The 20469-nt window shown below is 49.3% G+C and carries 17 protein-coding genes; 2 read left to right on the top strand and 15 right to left on the bottom strand.

The features are described from left to right. Nucleotides 1-100: 100 nt before the first annotated feature. From FHS16_RS01800 to FHS16_RS01765, 8 genes are all read right to left on the bottom strand, one after another. Entirely contained in the window at nt 101-757 is a 657-nt protein-coding gene (locus FHS16_RS01800; protein WP_183558036.1) for an HAD family hydrolase, read from the bottom strand. 234 nt (nt 758-991) lie between these two features. Beyond that, on the bottom strand, nt 992-3145 hold the full coding sequence (locus tag FHS16_RS01795) for a carbohydrate-binding protein (protein ID WP_183558033.1): 2154 nt from the start codon (nt 3143-3145) through the stop codon (nt 992-994). Between the two features lie 196 nt (nt 3146-3341). Continuing rightward, entirely contained in the window at nt 3342-3494 is a 153-nt protein-coding gene (locus FHS16_RS01790; protein WP_183558030.1) for a hypothetical protein, read from the bottom strand. Nucleotides 3495-3597: 103 nt separating this feature from the next. Continuing rightward, entirely contained in the window at nt 3598-5148 is a 1551-nt protein-coding gene (locus tag FHS16_RS01785; protein ID WP_183558027.1) for an extracellular solute-binding protein, read from the bottom strand. Nucleotides 5149-5204: 56 nt separating this feature from the next. Continuing rightward, entirely contained in the window at nt 5205-6089 is an 885-nt protein-coding gene (locus tag FHS16_RS01780) for a carbohydrate ABC transporter permease (RefSeq protein ID WP_183558024.1), read from the bottom strand. A 31-nt stretch (nt 6090-6120) separates the two neighbouring features. Continuing rightward, the gene (locus tag FHS16_RS01775; protein WP_183558022.1) at nt 6121-7047 is read right to left on the bottom strand and encodes an ABC transporter permease; all 927 of its coding nucleotides are present in this window, start codon (nt 7045-7047) and stop codon (nt 6121-6123) included. 210 nt (nt 7048-7257) lie between these two features. Next, a complete protein-coding gene (locus FHS16_RS01770) occupies nt 7258-8601 on the bottom strand; it encodes an ABC transporter substrate-binding protein (protein WP_183558019.1) in 1344 nt (447 codons plus the stop codon). Between the two features lie 20 nt (nt 8602-8621). Then, nucleotides 8622-10433, bottom strand: coding sequence for a sensor histidine kinase (locus FHS16_RS01765; protein ID WP_183558016.1), 1812 nt, complete (start codon nt 10431-10433; stop codon nt 8622-8624). A gap of 251 nt (nt 10434-10684) precedes the next feature. Here FHS16_RS01765 and FHS16_RS01760 point away from each other — a divergent pair, with 251 nt between their 5' ends. Continuing rightward, nucleotides 10685-13420 (top strand): alpha-mannosidase, encoded by a 2736-nt coding sequence (locus FHS16_RS01760; protein WP_183558014.1) that lies wholly within the window; start codon nt 10685-10687, stop codon nt 13418-13420. 108 nt (nt 13421-13528) lie between these two features. Here FHS16_RS01760 and FHS16_RS01755 read toward each other — a convergent pair whose 3' ends face one another. The 3 genes from FHS16_RS01755 to FHS16_RS01745 all read right to left on the bottom strand — a co-directional run bounded on the left by FHS16_RS01755 (nt 13529) and on the right by FHS16_RS01745 (nt 17950). Beyond that, entirely contained in the window at nt 13529-15160 is a 1632-nt protein-coding gene (locus FHS16_RS01755) for a response regulator transcription factor (RefSeq protein ID WP_183558011.1), read from the bottom strand. Between the two features lie 174 nt (nt 15161-15334). Next, a complete protein-coding gene (locus tag FHS16_RS01750) occupies nt 15335-16669 on the bottom strand; it encodes a DUF445 domain-containing protein (protein WP_183558009.1) in 1335 nt (444 codons plus the stop codon). After that, the gene (locus FHS16_RS01745; protein WP_183558007.1) at nt 16670-17950 is read right to left on the bottom strand and encodes a DUF445 domain-containing protein; all 1281 of its coding nucleotides are present in this window, start codon (nt 17948-17950) and stop codon (nt 16670-16672) included. A gap of 166 nt (nt 17951-18116) precedes the next feature. On the opposite strand from FHS16_RS01745, the gene FHS16_RS32565 reads away from it, so the two are divergent. After that, nucleotides 18117-18326, top strand: coding sequence for a DUF6199 family natural product biosynthesis protein (locus tag FHS16_RS32565; RefSeq protein ID WP_376769643.1), 210 nt, complete (start codon nt 18117-18119; stop codon nt 18324-18326). Nucleotides 18327-18420: 94 nt separating this feature from the next. Here FHS16_RS32565 and FHS16_RS01740 read toward each other — a convergent pair whose 3' ends face one another. The 4 genes from FHS16_RS01740 to FHS16_RS01725 form a co-directional block, all read right to left on the bottom strand. Then, nucleotides 18421-18639 carry a hypothetical protein gene (locus tag FHS16_RS01740; RefSeq protein WP_183558005.1) on the bottom strand — a complete coding sequence of 73 codons (219 nt, stop codon included), beginning with the start codon at nt 18637-18639 and terminating at the stop codon, nt 18421-18423. Nucleotides 18640-18777: 138 nt separating this feature from the next. After that, nucleotides 18778-19266: a pentapeptide repeat-containing protein gene (locus FHS16_RS01735; protein ID WP_183558003.1), complete on the bottom strand. Its 489-nt coding sequence runs from the start codon at nt 19264-19266 to the stop codon at nt 18778-18780. Nucleotides 19267-19342: 76 nt separating this feature from the next. Continuing rightward, entirely contained in the window at nt 19343-19816 is a 474-nt protein-coding gene (locus tag FHS16_RS01730) for a suppressor of fused domain protein (protein ID WP_183558001.1), read from the bottom strand. Between the two features lie 176 nt (nt 19817-19992). Further along, on the bottom strand, nt 19993-20466 hold the full coding sequence (locus FHS16_RS01725; protein ID WP_183557998.1) for a DUF1572 family protein: 474 nt from the start codon (nt 20464-20466) through the stop codon (nt 19993-19995). Nucleotides 20467-20469 lie beyond the last annotated feature (3 nt).

Here is a 20469-nt window from a genome sequence, read left to right as displayed (position 1 = left end):
GCCATTTGTTGTTAGGAATATGATTGGCGGTTAATCCGATTTAAGCGGAATGATTCATTGTCCATATCATGACCCTCGAACAACTAAAGCTGAACTGCAATTATTGAGCTTGTGACAAAACAAATGCCTGAAATGCGCCAATGTCACTGAATATGCGCTCCGGTTCGACAAGGTAATGCTTGTCCTGCACAATCGACATCCACTGCGCTGCGAAGGTACGCATGCCTGCTTCTTGGCCAGCCAGCATATCATCATTGCTGTCGCCAACGAATATGGTATGTTCACGCGACCAGCCGAGCTTGTCCAGTATACGATGAATGCCTTCCGCGGAAGGCTTGCGCTTCTCGACGTCGTCACCGGTAATGATATGGTCGAATTCAGTTTCCCAGCGCAGCTTTTCGAGTGAAATGTCAAGCGTTCTCCGCGACTTCCCAGTAAACAAGGCTAAGCCAAAGCCTGCTTCCCGCAGTGTGCGCAGCAGCTCCGCAATCGCCGAGCTGCGTTCTACCAGCTCATCGTGATGCTGCTCGTAATCCGTCAAAAATTCGCTGACTGCAGCCTTGACCTGCTCGCGATTGCGAAGATGCGTTTCGATAATTTGCAGCTCTGTCGGCCCAGCCACGGCATAAATATCCTCAATCGATATTTCGCGCCTGTCATGTCGGCGGAATACGCCTGCAACAGCCATATACATAACCGGCCAAGTGTCCGCCAGCGTTCCGTCAAAATCAAAGATGATATGCTTGATCGTGCCCATGTAATAGCCCCTCTCCGTCAGTTCTTACTAGTATATACAAGAAGAAACGGCTTCGCCATCCTCTGCAAGAGGAAGGTATCCGCTTCTCGTAGAAATAGGAGAATGCTTTATCGTGTGAAACAGATACGTTCATATATATTTGAAAAAAAGGCGTTCCTGCTAGAGGCTGCTGCAATTGAATGCATTGCAACAGCCTTAGTTAGGCACGCCTTTTCATGTAACTCGAGAGTCTGTTTATTGGTGGCTGGTCGGGTGATTCGCGGTAAGCGGTATTTCATTGCTGAACAGCCTTGCAATATCGCCGGTTAAGCGCAAATAGAAATCAGACGATACGGCAACGCCGTCGGCATCAAGGGTAAGAAAATATTGGTTGTTCGGGATCATCGAGCTGTTTGCCGCCGCTTTGGCAATGGCAGTCGCTTCGTCATATTCGTCGAACATCGCAATATACCCCGTATTGACGCCTAGACTTTTTAGATTATAAGCCTGGCGCCACATGAAATCCCCGTGCAGCCTAGGAATTTCGTTGATCGGCCCGTTTTTCATATTCTTCCACGCAAAGCCAGGCCAGATGACAGGCTGATAAACAATGCCGTTCGCCTGCGTAAAAGCAAAATCCGGCTGCCATTGATTCGTTTTGTAATGATCCGCTCCTGCTAGTTGGCTAAATCTGCCGACAAACCACGGAGATAGCATATCCAGTGATTTGTATACGTCTAGGAAACCAGGCTTCGAGTCTTCATTCCCGTTGCGCCAATGAGTAGGAACACCGCCAATGACGTAATAACCTTGGTTTTTGAACCATCCTATGAGCTCAGCCGCTTCGGCTGCTGTACCGGGACGATCGGTAAACCCGATTCCCCATATGCATATGACGGGCTTTCCATCTTGCTTCGCGTATGCGGATGATGCAGTCAAATTCATCGTCCCCACTACATTGTTCGTGAAGTCGGTTTTGACGTTGTTCACCCACTGGGTCGGACTTAGGTCCGTAATATCGTACATCACATAAAATTTCCGTCCGTACGACTCCGCTGCGTTCTTCACCTTCACGGCAACGCTGTCGCGGTTCTGCCTCCAGGTGTTCGGAGCGCTGCTCGCGTCCGCGCCGAATCTTTGCAGTGCGGCGCCGCTTATGTTGTACGTCTGCATCCATTCGAAATGCTTGTTGACCGTTTCCTGGTCATAAGAGGAAAATAGCTTGGCAGGCTGTCCATTGCCCAGATTGCCGAGATTTGTCTGATACAGCTTCGTATACTCGCTGATATCCGGATACATCTCGACGTTTACGTTCGAATTGGGAGACAGATTGTTATTGTTTTTGGACCAATGCGTCCAATTGTTGAGTGGCGAGCCATCGCCCCCAGCAGTGAACCAGCCTTGGTAGCCTGCGAATATTTTGCCGACCACATCGCCGCCAGTCGCAGGTGCTGTGAATTTGAACCAATGTACATTAAAGAGATTTCCGGTTCCGCCTGTAAATTTCAAATACAGCTGATGCACTCCGCTTATCGTATTTACAGAGCAGTTCTTCGTCGTCCAGGACTGCCATCCGCCCGTACCCGTTACGGCGCAGGTTCCCGCCAACGTTCCCGTGGCGCTGTCCAGCCGAATTTCAATATTGCCGCCGCTCGTTTGGCTTGCTACGCGCAGGGAAACCGATGATGCGCCGCTGCCGAAATCGACGTTGTTGAATGCGATATAGTCGCCGTTGTCTACGTAAGCGACATTTTGCCCACCCTCGCTGGAGGATTCCAGCTGGATGCCGAATTGGCTGTTGTAGCTAGAGGCTGCGGTTTGAACAAAGGCCGATACCGCATTTGGCGCAGCCGTTGGAACAGCCGTCGGGGCAACAGTAGGCGATGGTGTAGGCGTCGATGAAGGCCCATATACCTCCAGCTCCGAAATCTGGCCGCCCGTCGCTCCGGTATTCGCCGTCACGTTTACCTTCCAATATCTCGCGCTTGTGCTTGTGAAATTAATCGTAACCGTGTTCGAGCCTGCGCTAAAGGCGTAGTCCGCCGATGCTGCGACTGTTGTATAGCTCGCATCGTCACCGCTTTTTTGAATCGATAGCGTCTGCGTGCGTGAGCCCCACGATACCGGCAGCTTAAGCACGACCTGATTGACCGTCTCGCTGCTGCCAAGATCGACTCTCAGTCCATTCGGATAGCTGTTTGCTGCCCCCTCCCAATAAGTAGCCTGATTCCCATCCGTTGCGTTGGCAGCCGCATAAACCTGCGTGTGACTGCTTGCCGTGACGGGCTTATTAAGTGCTAAGTTTGAAGCGGCGGAAACCTGGGATGGCGAGAATGACAGCTGCGTGGAAATGATCACGAAAGCGAGGGAAATAATGAGCCATATACTTTTTCTGCTTTTTGCGAACATGCTTTTCCTCCTTTAATTGTTATGGCAATCGCGTAACAAGCTAATATTGACGATCCTACCACCTCCTCTCTCCTTTTTTGAAGTCATTGCACGGAGCAGCAGTAAGTCTCTGCCCTGTTCAGAGGCTCGTTAAGAAGGCTCGTTAAAAGGCTCATTGATTAAAAAGAGCCTGGTCCCTGGGGACCAGGCTCGCGGATTAAGGCTGCTGGTTATACATACGATGCAGGAGTAAGGCTGCTTCTTTGCGAGTTGATCCGCCTTTCGGCTGCAGCCTGCCATTCGCGCCTTGGAACAGCTCCGTCTCCACCAGCACTGTTCTTGACGAGATGCGCATACCTTGGGCAATCAATCTGCCCAATCACCAGCTTTCAACAATGTATTCGCTTTCATTTCATTTAAAAGAAGAAGCCTTCCTTCATTGCTTCAGGTCGGCTTCTCTCGTAGGTCAATGATTATTTTTTGGTTGCAAGGAATGCGTCAATTTGTTTTTGCGTTTCGGCAATAATGACATCCAGACCGTTCTTCTTCTGTGTCTCGATATAATCCGCTACAGCCTTCTCCACATCCTTCACGACGCCGAATTCAATCGGTCTGTTCAACTCGTCGCTTGCGGTATCGCGTTTGGCGATCTCGTTCTTCATATTGTCCTCTGCGATAAACAGACCGTCGATCGGAGAGTTCACATTGTTCGGCTTGCTTGCGAACTCCGCTTCCTTCACCCAGAAATCAGGTCCATACGTCATGGTCGGACGCATGAATTGCGGTTTCCAGAATGCCCATTGGCCGCCCCACTCCATGTAGTTGCTCGTCGTCGTTTCCATGCCTTCCGGATACTCCGCCGTTTCACCGTTCAGCACATAGGTTTTGCCTTCAATCCCGTATTGCACAAGGTCATAAAGCGTTTTGTCTGTTTCGATCATATCCAGAAGGCGAAGCACGCGCTCCGGATTTTTGGAATTGCGGTTGATCGCAACAACGTTAGCAAGCGCCGTACGGTTAACAAAGCGTTTGTCTGGATACAGTTCAGCCGATTCCATTTTGAATGCTGGATCGGAGAAGCCTGGATTCGCGCTTACCCATTCATGGGAAGTAACCGTAAACAGTTTTTTGCCGTTTCTCCACTCAGCCGCTTCGTCTGACTTATCGATCATTGCGTCTCTATTAATCAGATTATCGTCATACCACACCTTTGCCAGCTTTGCCGCCTCCAGGTAGAAAGGCTGCTGTTCCACCGCTTGTACCGTAATTTTGTCGTCAGCCAAGTAGAAGCCGAGTCCGTGGAAGTTAAGATCAACCCACTCGTCGCGGATCATAATGAGCGATACGGGCGGCGTCCGTGAAATTCTCTCGTTCGGGTAAGCCTTCTTCAGCTCGCGCAGCAAGCGGTCAACGTCCTCGATTGTCTTAATCGAACCAGCCGGAATATCAAGGCCAGCTTTTTCAACAAGGTCGGAGCGCCAGCCAGTGAACTTGCGCTCGTTCATCTTCATCGTCCAAGGGAGGCCAACGATGTTGCCGTTTACGGTAGCGGCAGCAAGCGTGCCCTGCTCCTCATATTTCTTCATCAGATTAGGCGCAAATTCCGGAAGCAGATCATTTAGCGCCATGTACGAGCCCTTGGCAGCCATCTGCTTGTACGACAGCCAATCGCCGTCGAAGTTCATATCCCAGTTATCGCCCGAAGCAGCCATAACGAGCATTTTTTCCTTGAAATCACCGAACGGGATAAAGTTGATGTCGAACTTCACGTTCAAGCCCTTCGCCTTTACGTATTCGCTGACTTTGGACCATACCTCGTCCGTAGCCGCTTTTTTATCCCCGCCGAAATAGAACTTGAGCGTCACCTCATCCTCCAGCTTCTCGCCGGATTCCCCGGAAGGCGCGTTCGTTGCTTTGCCGTTGCTTGGCGCATTCCCGTTGTTCGAGCTGCATGCAGCCAGTATTACGGTAAGCAGCATAACGGCAGCCAGCAATAACGGCAGCTTCGCTTTTCTTTTTTTCATCTGAATCTCTCCCCTTAGCTTGTGATTTATATACTACACGGCTGAAGCCGACATAGTCATCCTTTTACGGCGCCAACCATTAAACCCTTTACGAAAAAACGCTGAACGAACGGATACAGGAAAATAATCGGCCCGATCGTGATGACCGTAAGCGCCATTTTAATCGATTCGGATGGAATTTGCGCCGAAATGCGCTGCATCGCCGAAGCGTTGCTTGAGCTCTTGAGAAACTCCACATTGGAGATGAGCGTTCGCAGCAGCAGCTGCAGCGGCTGAAGCTCTTGCTTGTCGACGAACATAAGGCCAAGAAACCAGTCATTCCAATAGCTTAGGGCAACGAACAAGCCAACCGTGGCAAGCACGGGCATGGAGAGAGGCATGATTAGGCTGTAAAAGATTTTGAAGTCGCCTGCCCCGTCCATTTTGGCCGATTCGTTCATATCCTCCGGAATCGACAGCATGAAATTGCGAATGAGGAACATGTTGAACGCATTGGCCAGCATCGGCAGGATGAGTGCCCATAACGTATCTTTCAAATCTAGGTATCTGACGCAAATGATGTACCAAGGGACAAGCCCTCCGTTAAAAAGCATGGTGACGATAACATAGATGGACAATATGTTTCTATACTTGAATGACCTTCTCGCCATCACGTAAGCGCCCATGCTCGTGACGAACAAGGAGAGAACCGTACCGACTATCGTTACGAATAAGCTAACGCCATAAGCGTCGATAATTCGGGTGGAGCCGAGAAACAAAATCCGGTAGGAATCGAACGTTACCGTCTTCGGCCAGAGCGTGTAGCCATAGTCCATAATGTCCTTCTCCGTGCTGAGCGAGCCCGAAATGACCATTATAAATGGGAACAGGCAGGATAGGCTGAATAGGGAGATGGCGATCATGATGACCAATTGCGAGATTGAGATTTTTTTGGCTAGCATATAGGTGAACCTCCTTGATGTGAAAAGGCGTTTAGAAAATCGCCGAATCCTTGTCGATTTTGCGGGCCGCGTAATTGCTGCCGATAATGAGCACGAAAGCGATAATCGACTGCAGGAAGCCAGCGGCGGATGCCATGCCGATATCTCCCGATTTGCGCAAGCTGCGGTATACGAAAGTATCAATGACGTCGGTAGTCGGGAACAATAGGGACGCATCTCCGACCATGGCGTAGAACATGCCGAAGTCCGCGTTCATGATTCGACCGACCGCAAGCAGCGTCAGTATAATAATCGTCGGCCTTAGCATCGGAATGCTGATATAGCGAATCTGCTGCCAGCGCGTGGCGCCGTCAATCGAAGCCGCCTCGTAATAAGAATTGTCGATGGAGGTTAGTGCTGCCAAATAGATAATCGTGCCGTAGCCGGTTACCTTCCACCTCACCGCAATCGTCAGGATGAGCGGCCACAAGCCCGCTTCGCTATAGAAGTCGATGGGCTGCATGCCGATGTTTTCAAGCAATCGGTTAATGGCGCCGCTCTCGAAATTCATCAGGTTATAAGCGAAGACGCCAACGACGATCCATGAGATAAAGAATGGCAGGAACGTAAGCGACTGCGTAACCCGTTTGAAATATTTGTTCCGAATCTCGTTAAGCAGCAATGCGAACCCTACCTCGAACAGCAGGCCTACCATAATGAACAACGCATTCAGCAGGATCGTATTGCGAATCGCCCGGAATGCGGTGGAGGAAGAAAACAAGTACTCAAAGTTATAGAGCAGCGGATCCATCCAATCGCTTCCGAATATGCCTTTGGCGAAGTCGAAGTTTTTGAAAGCGATGACCAGCCCTGCGAGCGGCAAGTAATTAAATAGAAAAAGGAGCGTCGCGACGGGCAGGAACATAAGCAGCAAGGTGCGGTTTCGAAGCAATTCCCGAATGACTCCATTTGATTTCATATCGATTTCCCTTTCCCATATGTGATACTTTTATTCTAAAGTAGCGCCATTTGGCTTGCTATGAGTCATTCTTATCCTTTGTTGTTTTGTTTTATCCTCCTCTTTTCTTCTTGGGCTAATAGAGAAAAAGAGCCTCCTTCCAGCAAGTGAATCTGCTGGAAGGTGGCTCTTTGCGGTATGGTTTGGTTTCAAAGGCGGGCTGCTCCGAACCTAAGGCTTACGTCTCAAGCTCTCTCGGAGCTCCATTGTTTTTTTGTTCCAAGCTTCGGTTTCCGGGATAATGCGGCTCACGTCATGTCCTTGAAAAACGATATCATTGACGACATTGATCCAGTTGTATTCAGAGAAGCCTGGGATCGTTGCACCTGGCAGCACCAGACCGTTATCCTTCGTCATCTTGACCGCCTCGATGTTCTTCCCACGCCAAAGCGGAACCTGATCGATATAGGCCGTCAATTCCGGATCGATGACCGAAGCGTTGGCCCCCTTCTCGATCTTCCATTTCTGCGCTTCCATCTCGAATTGAAAGCTGATCCATTTATAGGCCTCCTCTTTATGCTGCGAGCCGCTCAGCAGCGCAAGCGGTCCATTGATATGGAAAGAATATTGATTAACCTTCCCCCTCGGGAAAGGTAGAATATCCCATTCGAACGCCGCTTCCTTCTGCAGCCTCGGCAGCAGCCAGTCGCCGCCGATCTCGAAGGCTGTTTTGCCGTTGGCGAATTGCCTCACGACTTCGCCGTTAGCAGCGGCAGCCTCCCAGGACAGCATGGAGCCATCCTTTGTGACGAATTCCTGCAGCCAGCGCACATCATCCATGATATTCGGCGTGTGCAGCAAGCTCTGGGTCAACCGTTCATTCATATACGCCAAATTAGGCGCATGGCCATCAGCCGCTGATTTCATCGGCAGCAAGCGCATGACAAAGTCGCTGTTCGTCGTCAAGCCGTATTCTCCTGCTGACGGGTCCGTTACGCGCTTCGCAATATCTCGGAAGTCATCGAAGGTCCAGTCATTGGGAGGCATATCAATGCCATGCTTCGCAAGCAGATTCTTATTGACTATAATCCACATTGGCACGTCAACGAATGGTACGGCCAGCCTGCGGCCGTTAAAGACCATCGTATCGAAATAGCCGTCCGGCAGCACTTTGTTTTGGAAGGAACGGTCTTTATCCATATAAGGCTTCAAATTTTCCAGCAAGCCGCTTTCCTCATACCGCAGAAGATCACCAACGACCCAAGTGAGATCCGCTGGCGTTCCCGCTGCCTGAAGCGCAATAATGCGGTCCATGATCGTGTCGTCTCCGCCGTCAATCTGAATCGGCTCAATCGTAATCCAAGGATATTTCGCGTTGAATTTATCATACAGCTCCTGATAAGTATCATCCGCCCAGGTCAGGAGCTTAAGCGTTACGGGAGCTTTAGTCTGATCTTGCTCTGCCTTCTTCGCCTTGTCCCCGTTCTCCACGTTCTTCATTGTGCATGAGGTGAGAACGAGCATAACCATCAGGAGTATACTTAGAACAAATGTAAAAGTACGTTTGTTTATCAAGGTAATGCCTCCTTTGATCCTTATGCTTTGCCCATTCCAATCGAATCCGGTTCCTGGCCCTCCTTCAGGATCGGATGCCTTAGCGTAATTTTGGTGCCAGCTCCAGGCGCTGTCTCGATCTTCAGTTTATAGGCTTCCCCAAAATATAGCTTCAAACGGTCGTTCACGTTGCGCAGTCCGACGCCTCTGCGCGATTGGCTGAATGCCGCGGTTGGTTCCTCCAGCTTCTCCAGCTCTTCCAGAACGGAATCCGGTATGCCTTTGCCATTGTCCGCGAGTTCAATCACGATGTCCTCCTGCTCGACCCTGGACGTAATCATGATTTTGCCTTTGTCGAAATCGTCCCTTACGCTGTGCTGGATCGCGTTCTCTATGAGCGGCTGCAGAAGCAGCCGCAAAAATGGCAAGTCCATCGAAGCATCCTCGCAGGCATACAAGATGCGTACAGCCTTGCCCATCCGCGCCTGCTCAATCAGCACGTATGCTTTTACCTGCTCAATTTCCCTTCGCAGCGTCGTAATCTCCTTGCCTTGGTTTAAGCTGAGCCGGAGCAGGTTGCCGAGCGCGGATACCATCTCGCTAATGTCGCTTCGTCCGTGATTTTCCGCTTTCCACCTAATGGACTCCAGTGTATTGTATAGAAAATGCGGATTGATCTGATGGCTGAGCACTTGAAACTCCAGCGCTTTCTTGTTGCGCTCCGAGAGCGCTGCCTCCTTGATTAACCCCTCAATTCGCTGTACGAGACTGCTTACCCCCCGATACAGCCAGCCAACCTCATCCTTTCGCGACGACCAGGGCAACAGGTAATGCAGATTGTCAGCCTCCAGCCTCCGCATTAAGCGGACCAGATGAGCGATGGGCTGTGTGTAATACGCGGTAATGTAAAAGACCACGCTAATGCAGCAAACGAGATAAACCACAAGAAAAATAACGAGCATGCGGTTGATCTCATCTATGGTTCCAGTCAGCTCGTGCAGCGGGGTAAGGCTGACGATCGTCCACGGATGGTTCGCCATTTTAAGATGGGTAGCAAGATAGGTTTCTCCTTCGACCGCAATGGACGTAGACCCCTCGTCACCTGACTTTATGTAAGAAATGAGCGCTGCGGACGGGAATTCCCTCCCTGTCCATTCATTGGCCGTGGAATCGTAATGTACGACGCCTTGCTCATTAATGAGCAGCAGTTTCTGGTCCTTCAGCTGGTCGGATGGCGAGAAGTAACGTTTCAGGTAATCCTCGGACAAATCGGTTGCGATGATCCCTCTCAGCTTCTGATCGTATAAACCCGAGAATCGTTTCACATACGATAGCAGCGGCTTCCCGTATTTCCCCTGCTTCGGCATCGTTAAATACCAAGTCGGGCTCACCGTCGATTTGGAGCGCTGAAACCAGTATTGATCCCCGATCCGTACCGATTCGTCGATCGTCCTCATATAGGACGGATAGTTCGTTGGTATGATCGGATAGACCTTGACCCTGAACGCATCGATGACCGGCGTCGCTTGATAGAGAGCGGTCAGCAGGCTGACTGTAAACGCTTCCTCTTCTGCGCGGTCCAAAGGCTCCCTCTCCAGCAGCTCCTGAAGCTCCTTATTGCCAATCACTTCATTGACCTGCTCGTTAAGCTTGCCAAGATAGATTTCGAAGTTTTTTCGTGCCTGCAGCAAATAGCTCATCGACATTTTTGTATTCGTATTGGAGATGCCTTCTATGGACTTGATATGCGCGTAATAGGCAAAGAGCAGGAACGGCACTATGATTATCATGAAGAAAATAAGGATCATCCGATTGCGGAAGGATGAAGCGAGCCGAAAGGAAACTTTGTTCATCTGCATGCACCTGCTTTCCGATATTCCCCACTCGCTTAAATAAGCTTGTCCTCGATTTTAACCTTCAATCCTCTGTTGATGCAATATGTATTTCTAGCTTGCTTAGTCGCTTCCTTACGCCTTGAATCACATTCTCCCCCAAAACGATAATAATTCACATTAAAGTTTCGCTTTGCCTCATTGAAGCGCCTCGGGCGATTCTTTACACTAATGGCGTACGATCAAACCTTCCACGGAAAAGAGGAACAACGATGACTGCATCGAAGCGGGTGGTTCATGTCATTTCCCATACCCATTGGGATCGGGAATGGTATATGCCTTACGAAGCCCATCATGTGAAGTTGATTGAAACGATGGACACGCTGCTGGATACATTCGAGAACGATCCTGAGTTCCGCAGCTTCTATCTCGACGGACAAACGATTATTTTGGACGATTATTTGCAGGTATACCCGGAGAAGCGCGAGATCATTGCACGGCTATGCGATGAAGGCAAGCTTTCCCTGGGACCTTGGTATATTTTGCAGGATGAGTTCCTAACGAGCAGCGAAGCAAATGTCCGCAACCTGCAGATCGGACACAACGATGCCCGCAAGTTCGGGCCTATCTCAAAGCTTGGTTATTTCCCCGACTCCTTCGGCAATATGGGGCAAGCTGCACAGCTGCTCCGACAAGCCGGCATTGATACCGCTGTATTCGGCAGAGGCGTCAAAGCGACAGGGTTCAATAACCGTGTCGAGGATACCGCTGGACTCGAATCTCCCTACTCCGAGCTGATCTGGCAGGCGCCTGACGGCTCAAGCGTTCTAGGAATTCTGTTTGCCAACTGGTATAACAACGGCATGGAAATTCCCGTTGATCCGGCACTCGCCAAGCCTTATTGGGAGCATCGGTTGGCCAGAGCGGAGCAATACGCATCCACTCCGCATCTCCTGCTCATGAACGGCTGCGACCATCAGCCGATTCAGACCAATTTGTCCGAGGCGCTGCGCGTCGCCCGCGAGCTTTTCCCGGATTATGAATTCATCCACTCTAATTTCGACGACTACAAGCAAGCGCTGCATGCGGATAAGCCATCCAGCCTCAGCCTGACGCAAGGCGAGCTTCGCGGCCAGAAAACGGATGGCTGGTATTCTCTCGTCAACACGGCATCCGCAAGGGTTTATATCAAGCAGCTTAATCAGCGGAACCAGACGCTTCTGGAGAAGATCGCCGAGCCTCTGTCCACGCTCGCCTATCAGCTTGGCAAGACATATCCGCATGGACTTCTGCAATATGCTTGGAAAACGTTGATGCAGAACCATCCGCATGACAGCATTTGCGGCTGCAGCGTGGACGAAGTGTATCAGGAAATGAAGACGCGTTTTGCCAAAAGCATGGAGGTTGGCAAAGCGCTCATCAGCGAGAGCGCCACATTTATTGCCGAAAAGGTAGACACGACACCCTTCGCTTCATTCGGACCCGACGCTGCGCCTTTAATCGTATTCAATACCAGCGGGTATGAAGGCTCTTCCGTCGTCACCACCGAGGTTGAGTGGTCGCATCGTTACTTCGATCAAAGCGAGAATCCTGTCGCTATCGCGAAGCAGGTGGGCGACCGCACGTTCGCTGAAGGCTATTTAGTCGATGCGGACGGGAAACGCGTGGCGTTCAGCGCCGAGGATCTCGGCGTCCGCTTCGGCTATGATCTGCCGAAGGACAAATTCCGCCAGCCGTACATGGCCCGTGCGCTCCGCTTAACCTTCGAGACCGGGTCATTGCCTTCGATGGGCTATGGCAGCTTCGCTTGGATTCCGAGCCGCGCTGGCGACAGCATCGAATCTACGGCCAAAGAATCGCTCATTACCGGAGATTGGACACTTGAAAACCGCCATCTTCGGCTATCGGTTGAAGCGGACGGCAGTTATTCGCTTTATGACAAAAACAGCCGTCAGCTCTTCCTTGATCTCGGTCACTATGAGAATGTAGGCGATATTGGCAATGAGTATATATTCAAACAGCCAATCTCTGATGTTGCGTTGACAACCAAAGGAAGCAGACCCGAAATCCGAATCGTGGAGGATACCCCCTTCCGAGCAGCGATTGAAATCGTACATCGCCTTGCCATACCCGCTGGGGCGGATGATCGGCTTGATGGCGAGATTCGCACCATGGTCGAGTTCCGCGAGCGGAAGGCTGGAAGATCGGATGAGCTTGTCCCGTTGCTCATTGTAACGCGCCTCAGCCTGGATCGCGAAGGGAAAGGCGTACATGCGCATGCGCGTATCGAGAATCAATCCAAGGACCATCGGCTTCGGGTTCTGCTTCCGACCGACATTATGGCGGACACTCATTTTGCCGATTCGATCTTCGAGGTTGCGCAAAGAAAGAACATTCCCGAGAAAGAATGGGAGAATCCTAGCAATTGCCAGCATATGCAAGCTTTCATCGACGTGCATGACGACCTCCGCGGTTTCACGGTCGCAGGCAAAGGCTTGAACGAATACGAGGTGCTCCAGGATGGCAGAAGCACCATTGCCTTGACGCTGCTGCGCGCAGTAGGCGAGCTTGGCGATTGGGGCGTCTTCCAAACGCCGGAAGCGCAGTGCCTCGGAACAAACGAAGCCGAATGGCTGCTGCTTCCTTATGCTGGCGAAGCTGAACGGTTCGAGGCATACCGAGAAGCATACCGCTACCCGGTCCCTCTTACCGTCATCGGCGCCAGCGTACACGAGGGAGAGCTTCCGCCCGTACATGATTTCCTGAAGTGGAACGGCGAACAGCTCGCCTTCTCCAGCCTAAAGGTAAACGAGGAGCGAGGAGACCGCATGGCTCGGTGGTATAATTTGAGCAGCTCCGACATTCATCTTGCCCTGCATCCGGATGCCTCGACTGGCGCGTATATAAGCACCATTCTGGAGGACAACAGCCAAGATTTGGTCAGCAATACGATTGAAGTCGCCCCTTACAAGATCATTACGATCGGGCTGCCGAGCATTTCGAAATAAAACCGTTACGTGAACTCTGCAAATAAAGAAAGGCAGCTTCCCTAGGTTAATCACAATCTACCTGGAAGCTGCCTCTTGTTGTTCGTGATTGGCTGGATAGGGAAAGGGTTACTCTTCCGCAATGCCTCTTTGTCTCCGATATTCCTTAGGCGTACAGCCTACCTGTTTCTTGAACAGCTTAGAGAAATGCACCGGGTCCTTGTATCCCACCTGATAAGAGATTTGATACACCTTATGCTGAATATCGCCAAGCATGTCCTTTGCCTTCTCGATTCTGATTTCCGTCAAATACTCCAAAAACGTCTTTCGTTTTTCCTTCTTAAACAGCTTGCTTAACCAAACCGGCGTAACATGCACGGCCTGCGCTACGCTTTGGAGCGTCAAGCTCTCGGCATAATCGCGGTGCAAAATTTTCTCCGCTTCGGTGACGATCTGGCTTGGCGTCGCAGACAGCTTGCGGAAGTCCGCGGCGATGGCATGCAGGAACATCTCCGTTTGCTCCCTTAGCGACTGCAGCGTATCGAATTGCTCGAGCTGCTCCCACACGGCAATCGGATTGCTGCCCCACGCCTTATTCGGTATGCCTGCCGAAGCCGCACGGCGGAATACTTCAAACAGCCACTCGAATATTTTTTGCTGAATATCTCTCAGTTGGCACAGCCGCCAGGCTTGGACCATCTCGACAAAACGTTCCATCGCCGCCGTAATGTCCTCGTCGGAGCCGTATTTCACAAGATCCAGCACCTCATCGGGCTCGCTTAGGGATAGATCACCGCCATCCCCCTCGTAATAAAGCCCCTGCTCGGTGAATAGCCGGTTGCCACCATATACCGCTTTCTGCTCCAGCACGTTTAACGCTTCAGCGAACATTTCATGCAAATGCTCGAACGTACAGGGGGTGGTGCGCATCCCCGCACTCGCCTTGACTTTAACAAATTCATTGATTCTTTGAATGCATAGCTGTGCCATGCCCTGACTCTGCTCGGCATGCTCAGGCCTTGGACAGCCGAATATAACAACCCAGCGGCCGCTGCTATCCGTGCAAAGGACGAAGGGGTTCGGATTCTCCTCCTCCAACGTTTGATTCACCACATTGCCGATACCGAAGAGGATCAGATCCTTTTCCCGTGTTTGGCGGTTTTCAATCGCCTTCAAATCATCCGCTTCGATGACTGCCAACGTCAACTGCTGCTCGGCGATCCATTCGAGGTCCAGCGTCTGCAGGCGATGCCGTCTTCTTGCTCCGCGGTAGGGATCATAATCCTGCTCGATCATTTCTCTGAGCAGCTCATCACGCATTTTTGGAATGGCATATTTCACTTGGCTAAGCAGCAGCTGCTCATTATGCTGATCGAGCTGCCGCTTCTGAATACGGTCGATCATGGTGCACACGATCTGGTCCAGCTCTTTCAGATTAATCGGCTTTAGGATGTAATCCAGCACGCCGATTTGCATCGCTTGCTTCACCAGCTCGAAATCATCAAAGCCGCTGACGACAATGGACTCCGGCTTATAATCGAGAACGGGTACCAACCCCCGAAGGAAATCAAGCCCGGACATCCGGTTCATTTTAATATCGGTCACGATGAGATCGGGTCTCTTATCCAGCGCAAGCATAAGTGCCGTATCCCCGTCATCGGCTGTCAATACCTCGTCGATTCCGTAGGAATCCCAAGGAAAGCGGTTTCGTAAACCTTCGCGAATTTCGAATTCATCATCTACGATAAGTACTCGCAGCATCCTTCCACCCCGCCTCTATTGCATATTCGTGAGCCGTGCTCTATTGCTGCTTCATATCTCCATACTACCTGACTCTATTTTGGATTGCACGGGGGTAAAAGCAAACTTTATGGGGTTGTTTTAAATAAATAGAAGCTCTCACCCCGGGAACCCCGAAAAGGTGAGAGCTTCTTCTTAAAACAGCTTCAACAGCGGCTCGTATACGCCGTACAGCAGCAGGTAGAACGCTGCGCCGAGCGCTGATCCTATATAGGCGCCGTTAAGCCGTATGCGCTGCAAATCTGTTTCGACCTTGCTTTCAATAAAGTAAACGAGCTTCTGCTCGGTAAAGCCTTCAAGCGTTTTGCGCACGATAACTCCGATTATGGCATGCTCCGTCTCGATCATTTTATTGACGAATTTCTGGACGTATTGCTCAAGCCAGCCCTTCGTCTCCTCATTGGCTTTGAACCAGTCCCAATACGAAGCAATGAAGTCGTTGATCAGCGCTTTGATATCGGAAGGGTTAACCGTATGTTTTTCTTGAACGGCCAGCTGCAGACTCGGCTCATGAATGAGCAGCTGCTTCATATTCCCAAGCAAAGCTTCAATCGTAGGAAGCAATGAGATTTTGTCGATCATCTCATCCCGCCATTCACTGACCGCAGCAGCGACATCCTCCCGATTCTGCAAATTGTCGGCTAGCTGATAGACCATGCTCTCAAGCAGCACGCGCAGCTCATGCTGCGGATTCCGCAGATCATCGATCAACAGCTGCAAATCCTCGAACAATACGTTTGTGGCATCGTCGAGATTAAGCGCATTTGTCGATTCAGCAATCTCTACCGCCATCTTTTTGAGCCACTTCGAGAAGATGCTTCCTTGATTCACGAACTTCTCCTTCTCTTTCCCAAGCAGCTCCCGGATGATGGGCTTCATTCGCTCATCTGCCGCGCGTTCCGCCGCAAGCTCAACGATCTGGCTAAGCCATACTTGGAAATTGCCTTTATCCATAACCCATTTGAGCGCTTTGCCCGCATATGGGGACAGATTGATCTTGCCAAAGCCGCTCCGCGCTTTCTCGTCTATAATAACCGAGATTCCTTTCATATCGAGCTTGGCAAGCAAGGTGGATACGACTCTCCACCCCTGATCCGACAGCATGCCTGACGGCCGGCGGTCTATCCAAGCAATGCCGATCTCGACAAGCGAGATGTGCTTAACCTTCTCCTTGAGCAGATCCTTGCTCAGCAGCTGCTGCTCGACCATATTCGCGACGCCTTCAATCAGCTTATCGCGGTTTTTTGGAATGATAGCCGTATGGGGAATCCATTTCCAGCCGAAGGGATGGCGGAACAGCACCGTTACCGCGAATAAATCAGCCAATGCGCCTACAAGCCCCGCTTCGGTCGTATAGAGCAGCATTCGCGTCCACCAGCTGTCCGGGAAGACGTACAAGCAGCAAGCGGCAATGACGAATAGGATGGCCAAAATAACCAAGCTGCGATTTGCTTTTTTTCTCATTGCCATTTAAGCATGCCCTCCGATCCAAAACGTTGCAAGATGCAGCACGACGCCGATAAGCGCGCCAACTCCGATACCATTGATTCGAATATATTGCAGATCCTTGCCCGCTTTCTCCTTCACGAGCGAGATAAGCTCCTCCTCAGAGAAATCATTCAGCTTGTCGGTCACGAGCTTTCCGATATAAGAATGCTTCTGCTCCATCCATTTCAACACCGTTGTCTTCACATACTGATCAATGCGCTCAAGCAGCTCGCTATTGCTCTCTAGGTAGCTGACTCCTTCGCGTACCTTATCCTTGATCCAAGGGTAACGTGCAAGCTGGCCCTCGGCATTGTCGGCAGCAGCCTTGCGAAGCGCCTCGAGTCCGCGCTCAATATACACATCCAGCCTAATATCAGATTTCACAGCTGCAAGCAGGCTGAGCTTGCCCGCTTCAATCCGCTCCCGGAGCTGCTCGTCGGTGCGCAGACGAACCACGATTTGTGCAATGAATGCTTTGATCTGTTTGCGCTGGGGATGGTCCTCGTCATGGAATTTCTCCAGGAAGGAAACGAGCCAATCCTGCAATCTTCCGCTAATATTGGCAGCTTCCAGCCCAGCTGTGAAATCAATCAGCTTCCGCCTGAATTTATCGCCTTCATAAGACTTAATCGCCGATTTCACAATTTGGTCTACGACGGAGCCAAATGAGGCCGATTTCACGATTTTGATCAATTCAGGTATCATGAATTCAATAATACGGTCATCATAGCCGTTTCTGATCGTCCAATCTCCGACGTCAGCGGCAATGTTCGATACGGGGATCGAATCAGCATGCTCGAGCAGAAAGGTTTGCACGGTTTTGGCCAGCTCCTGCAAATCGATGGTCGTGATCACATCATTCGCAACCTGCTGCAAAATATCGTTGACCCCTTCTTCGCCGCCATGCTCTTTCAAATACGTCACTAACACCTCGGCAATGTTGTACTCATCGAGCCGCTCCTTAATATTCGGGATGGTCAGCAGATCGTTCTGGACCATCTTGACGAGCTCCCCGATCAGCCTTTCCCGATTGCGCGAAATGATATTCGTCCCCATCCACGCTGGCCATTTGATCCGCAGCGGGTTGCCGAACAAGGCGCTAACGGCGAATGAATCGGCAAGCCCGCCAATCGTCGCCGCGCTAAACAATGAAAACAATAATCCGCCTACAAACGTTTCATGGAACGGAAAAGCGACAAATATGCCGATAGCAGAAAAAAGCAGTGCCAAATCCGCCTTTTTCTTTATGCTGAAATTGTTCATGGCTATGCTCCATTCCTGGTGATCTTTACCTTATTAATTATCCCATAACTTAGGGGTGTGAAACAATGCGGTGCTGGACTTTACTTGAAAGGCATGGCTATTCGTTTGTGTACGCGTTTCGGCATGCTGGAACATATAATAATGGAACGTAAATACGTGCAAGGAGATGATGAAAATGTTGTTTTTTGCTTTTCTATTTATCCTCGTTGCGATACTTCATATTTTTTTCCCTAAATTCGGATGGTTCATGAGATACGGATGGATGGTAAAAGACAGATCCGAGCCCAGTGACGCGTACATTCTCATGACTCGAATAAGCAGCGTAATTGTGCTGATCGTCTTTCTCTTTGTTTTTTTGCCTGTTCTCTTTAACTAACCGCCGCATAGGCGGTTTTTTATTTGGCTCTGCATGTGAACAATAAAAAGCCTTGAAGGGCTGCAATCCATTCAAGGTTCCTTTGCACGTAAATTTACGCCCAAACTATTCCAAATTCTCCGAACGATATTTTGCTCTCTTTTAACCCTATATCATCATTTGTGCCTATTAGATCTATCTCTTTTTTTGATAAAACAATAATCCCCGATGGTCGGGCTATCTTTCGGTTGTAAACGGAAACTAACCATTCAATTTGTTTAGGTAACATATCATAATATTCTATCCAAGCATCAATCGCTATCTCCAAATCCATTAATTGATATTCTAGTAGATGTGCTCCTTGTTCAATAAGAATTTCTTGTGAGTCGATTGAGAAGCAGCGCTTCTCAGTTCCCCAAATTAAAACTTATTCTATATTTGCGGTCCAAGCTATCTAAAGACTCAAACGAAATCAATGTGGATCTAACAAGGCACCATTTCTGTCAGGATAGAAATCTTTTGGCCAAATCGTTTGGCTGTTATATACAGCTCCTTTCAGATTTGCTTCTGATAGACCAATACAATTCATGTTTGTTCCTATTAGGTTGGCATTTTCAAAATTCGAATGGGCAACTCTTGCATTTGATAAATCAGCTTCCATGAAGTTAGATGCTATGAAGTTTGCGTGGTAACAAATGCTATTTATTAAAATTGCTTTATAAAAGTTCACATGACGGCTACCGCTCATGACCAATGACGATTCATTTAATTTTGCAAAACTAAGATTTGCTCCTGCTAATTCAGCGTTGCGCAGATCTGCATGACATAAATTTGCACCAACCATTGAATACCCCACTAGTACCGCCCTATGAAAGTTGTATCCTTCTAGATTCGAGTAATCAAGTGTATCGGCATGGATAATAATAGGCTCATCCAGCGCGGAACTTAAAATCCTTATCACGTACTCGTCCTCCTTGCCTTGCATAAACACAATTTTTTTAGAGACATGCCAATCAAAGTTCCTTGTAGAAACTTTCTTAACTAATACTACAAACACGTTTGTAGTTTTTTAAATCTGGATCTAACTCTTCTAACTTATCTTCAAACGCTTCCCATCCATTTTCTTTTACATAACTCGCTTCATTTAAGGTGATCGGAACTAACCAAGCTTGAACAATAGAAATATCATTTGTTGTATCGTATGTATGAAATGAATCCGGAAAATAAACTGGCGTTGTCACATATAATGCCACTAATTCAGTACCCTCAAATAGCGTTCCAAATGGTCCAATAATATCCCCTCTTAAATAGGCTATTTGAGATCTCAATGCTTTAACTCCTACTTGTTGAAGAATATCAGGGATATTCTGATCTCCAAAAGTTGAATATGAGCATAATATTAGCTCTTGTCTAATTATCTTGTTGGATACTGGAGATGCCAATTTTTCATTACTCAAACCTATAGTTGAATATGTAACAGTTCCTGGATAAAGTCCTCCAGCATACTTCACAACTTGAAATGGAACTTATATACCGTCAGTATCATTACTCCAACCGTATTCAATAATACCCAAATGATTTTCTAAAAAATCGATATATTTATCCATAATCCATTTTGCTCCTCCTATATTTAAATCTTAACTATACAACACAAAAGCTAGGGAGTAGCCACAATCATTCGTATATCTTAAACCGAAGTCGATTTATATTTATCCTTCAAGCAAAGCTTCGCGATATAAAAAATCTGTCCCATGTGCTCCGAATAGTGGGCTGCGCATTGATGCAGCATATCCAGATTTGTGCGCTCGCGGCTTCTCACCTGCTGCGTCATCTCCAGCTGTTCATCACTACCATTTCTGATTGTGTCTATAATGAGCTGGAATCCCGCTTGAACCATGTCTAACAGCTCACCTTTCGTAACGAACGATTTTCCCAGCTCCGCTGCACGGTCTCTTTCAATTCCCTGCTGCAATATCCCATTTCCGATCCGCTCCGCAATGTTGCCGTCAATATGCTTTATCAGCACGGAGATACTGTGACTCAATTCCTCTGGCTGCCAATTCAACTGCTCATCATCAAGTTGCTCGATCGCTAATAGGAGGCGTCTTCTGATTTCATCGAATTTATGCAGCAGCCATTCTCTGTTAAAAGCATAACTCATCCC

Origin of the sequence: Paenibacillus endophyticus, from assembly GCF_014192395.1 — a bacterium.
Taxonomy (GTDB): domain Bacteria; phylum Bacillota; class Bacilli; order Paenibacillales; family Paenibacillaceae; genus Pristimantibacillus; species Pristimantibacillus endophyticus.
This window is presented reverse-complemented; position numbering and strand designations above follow the sequence as displayed.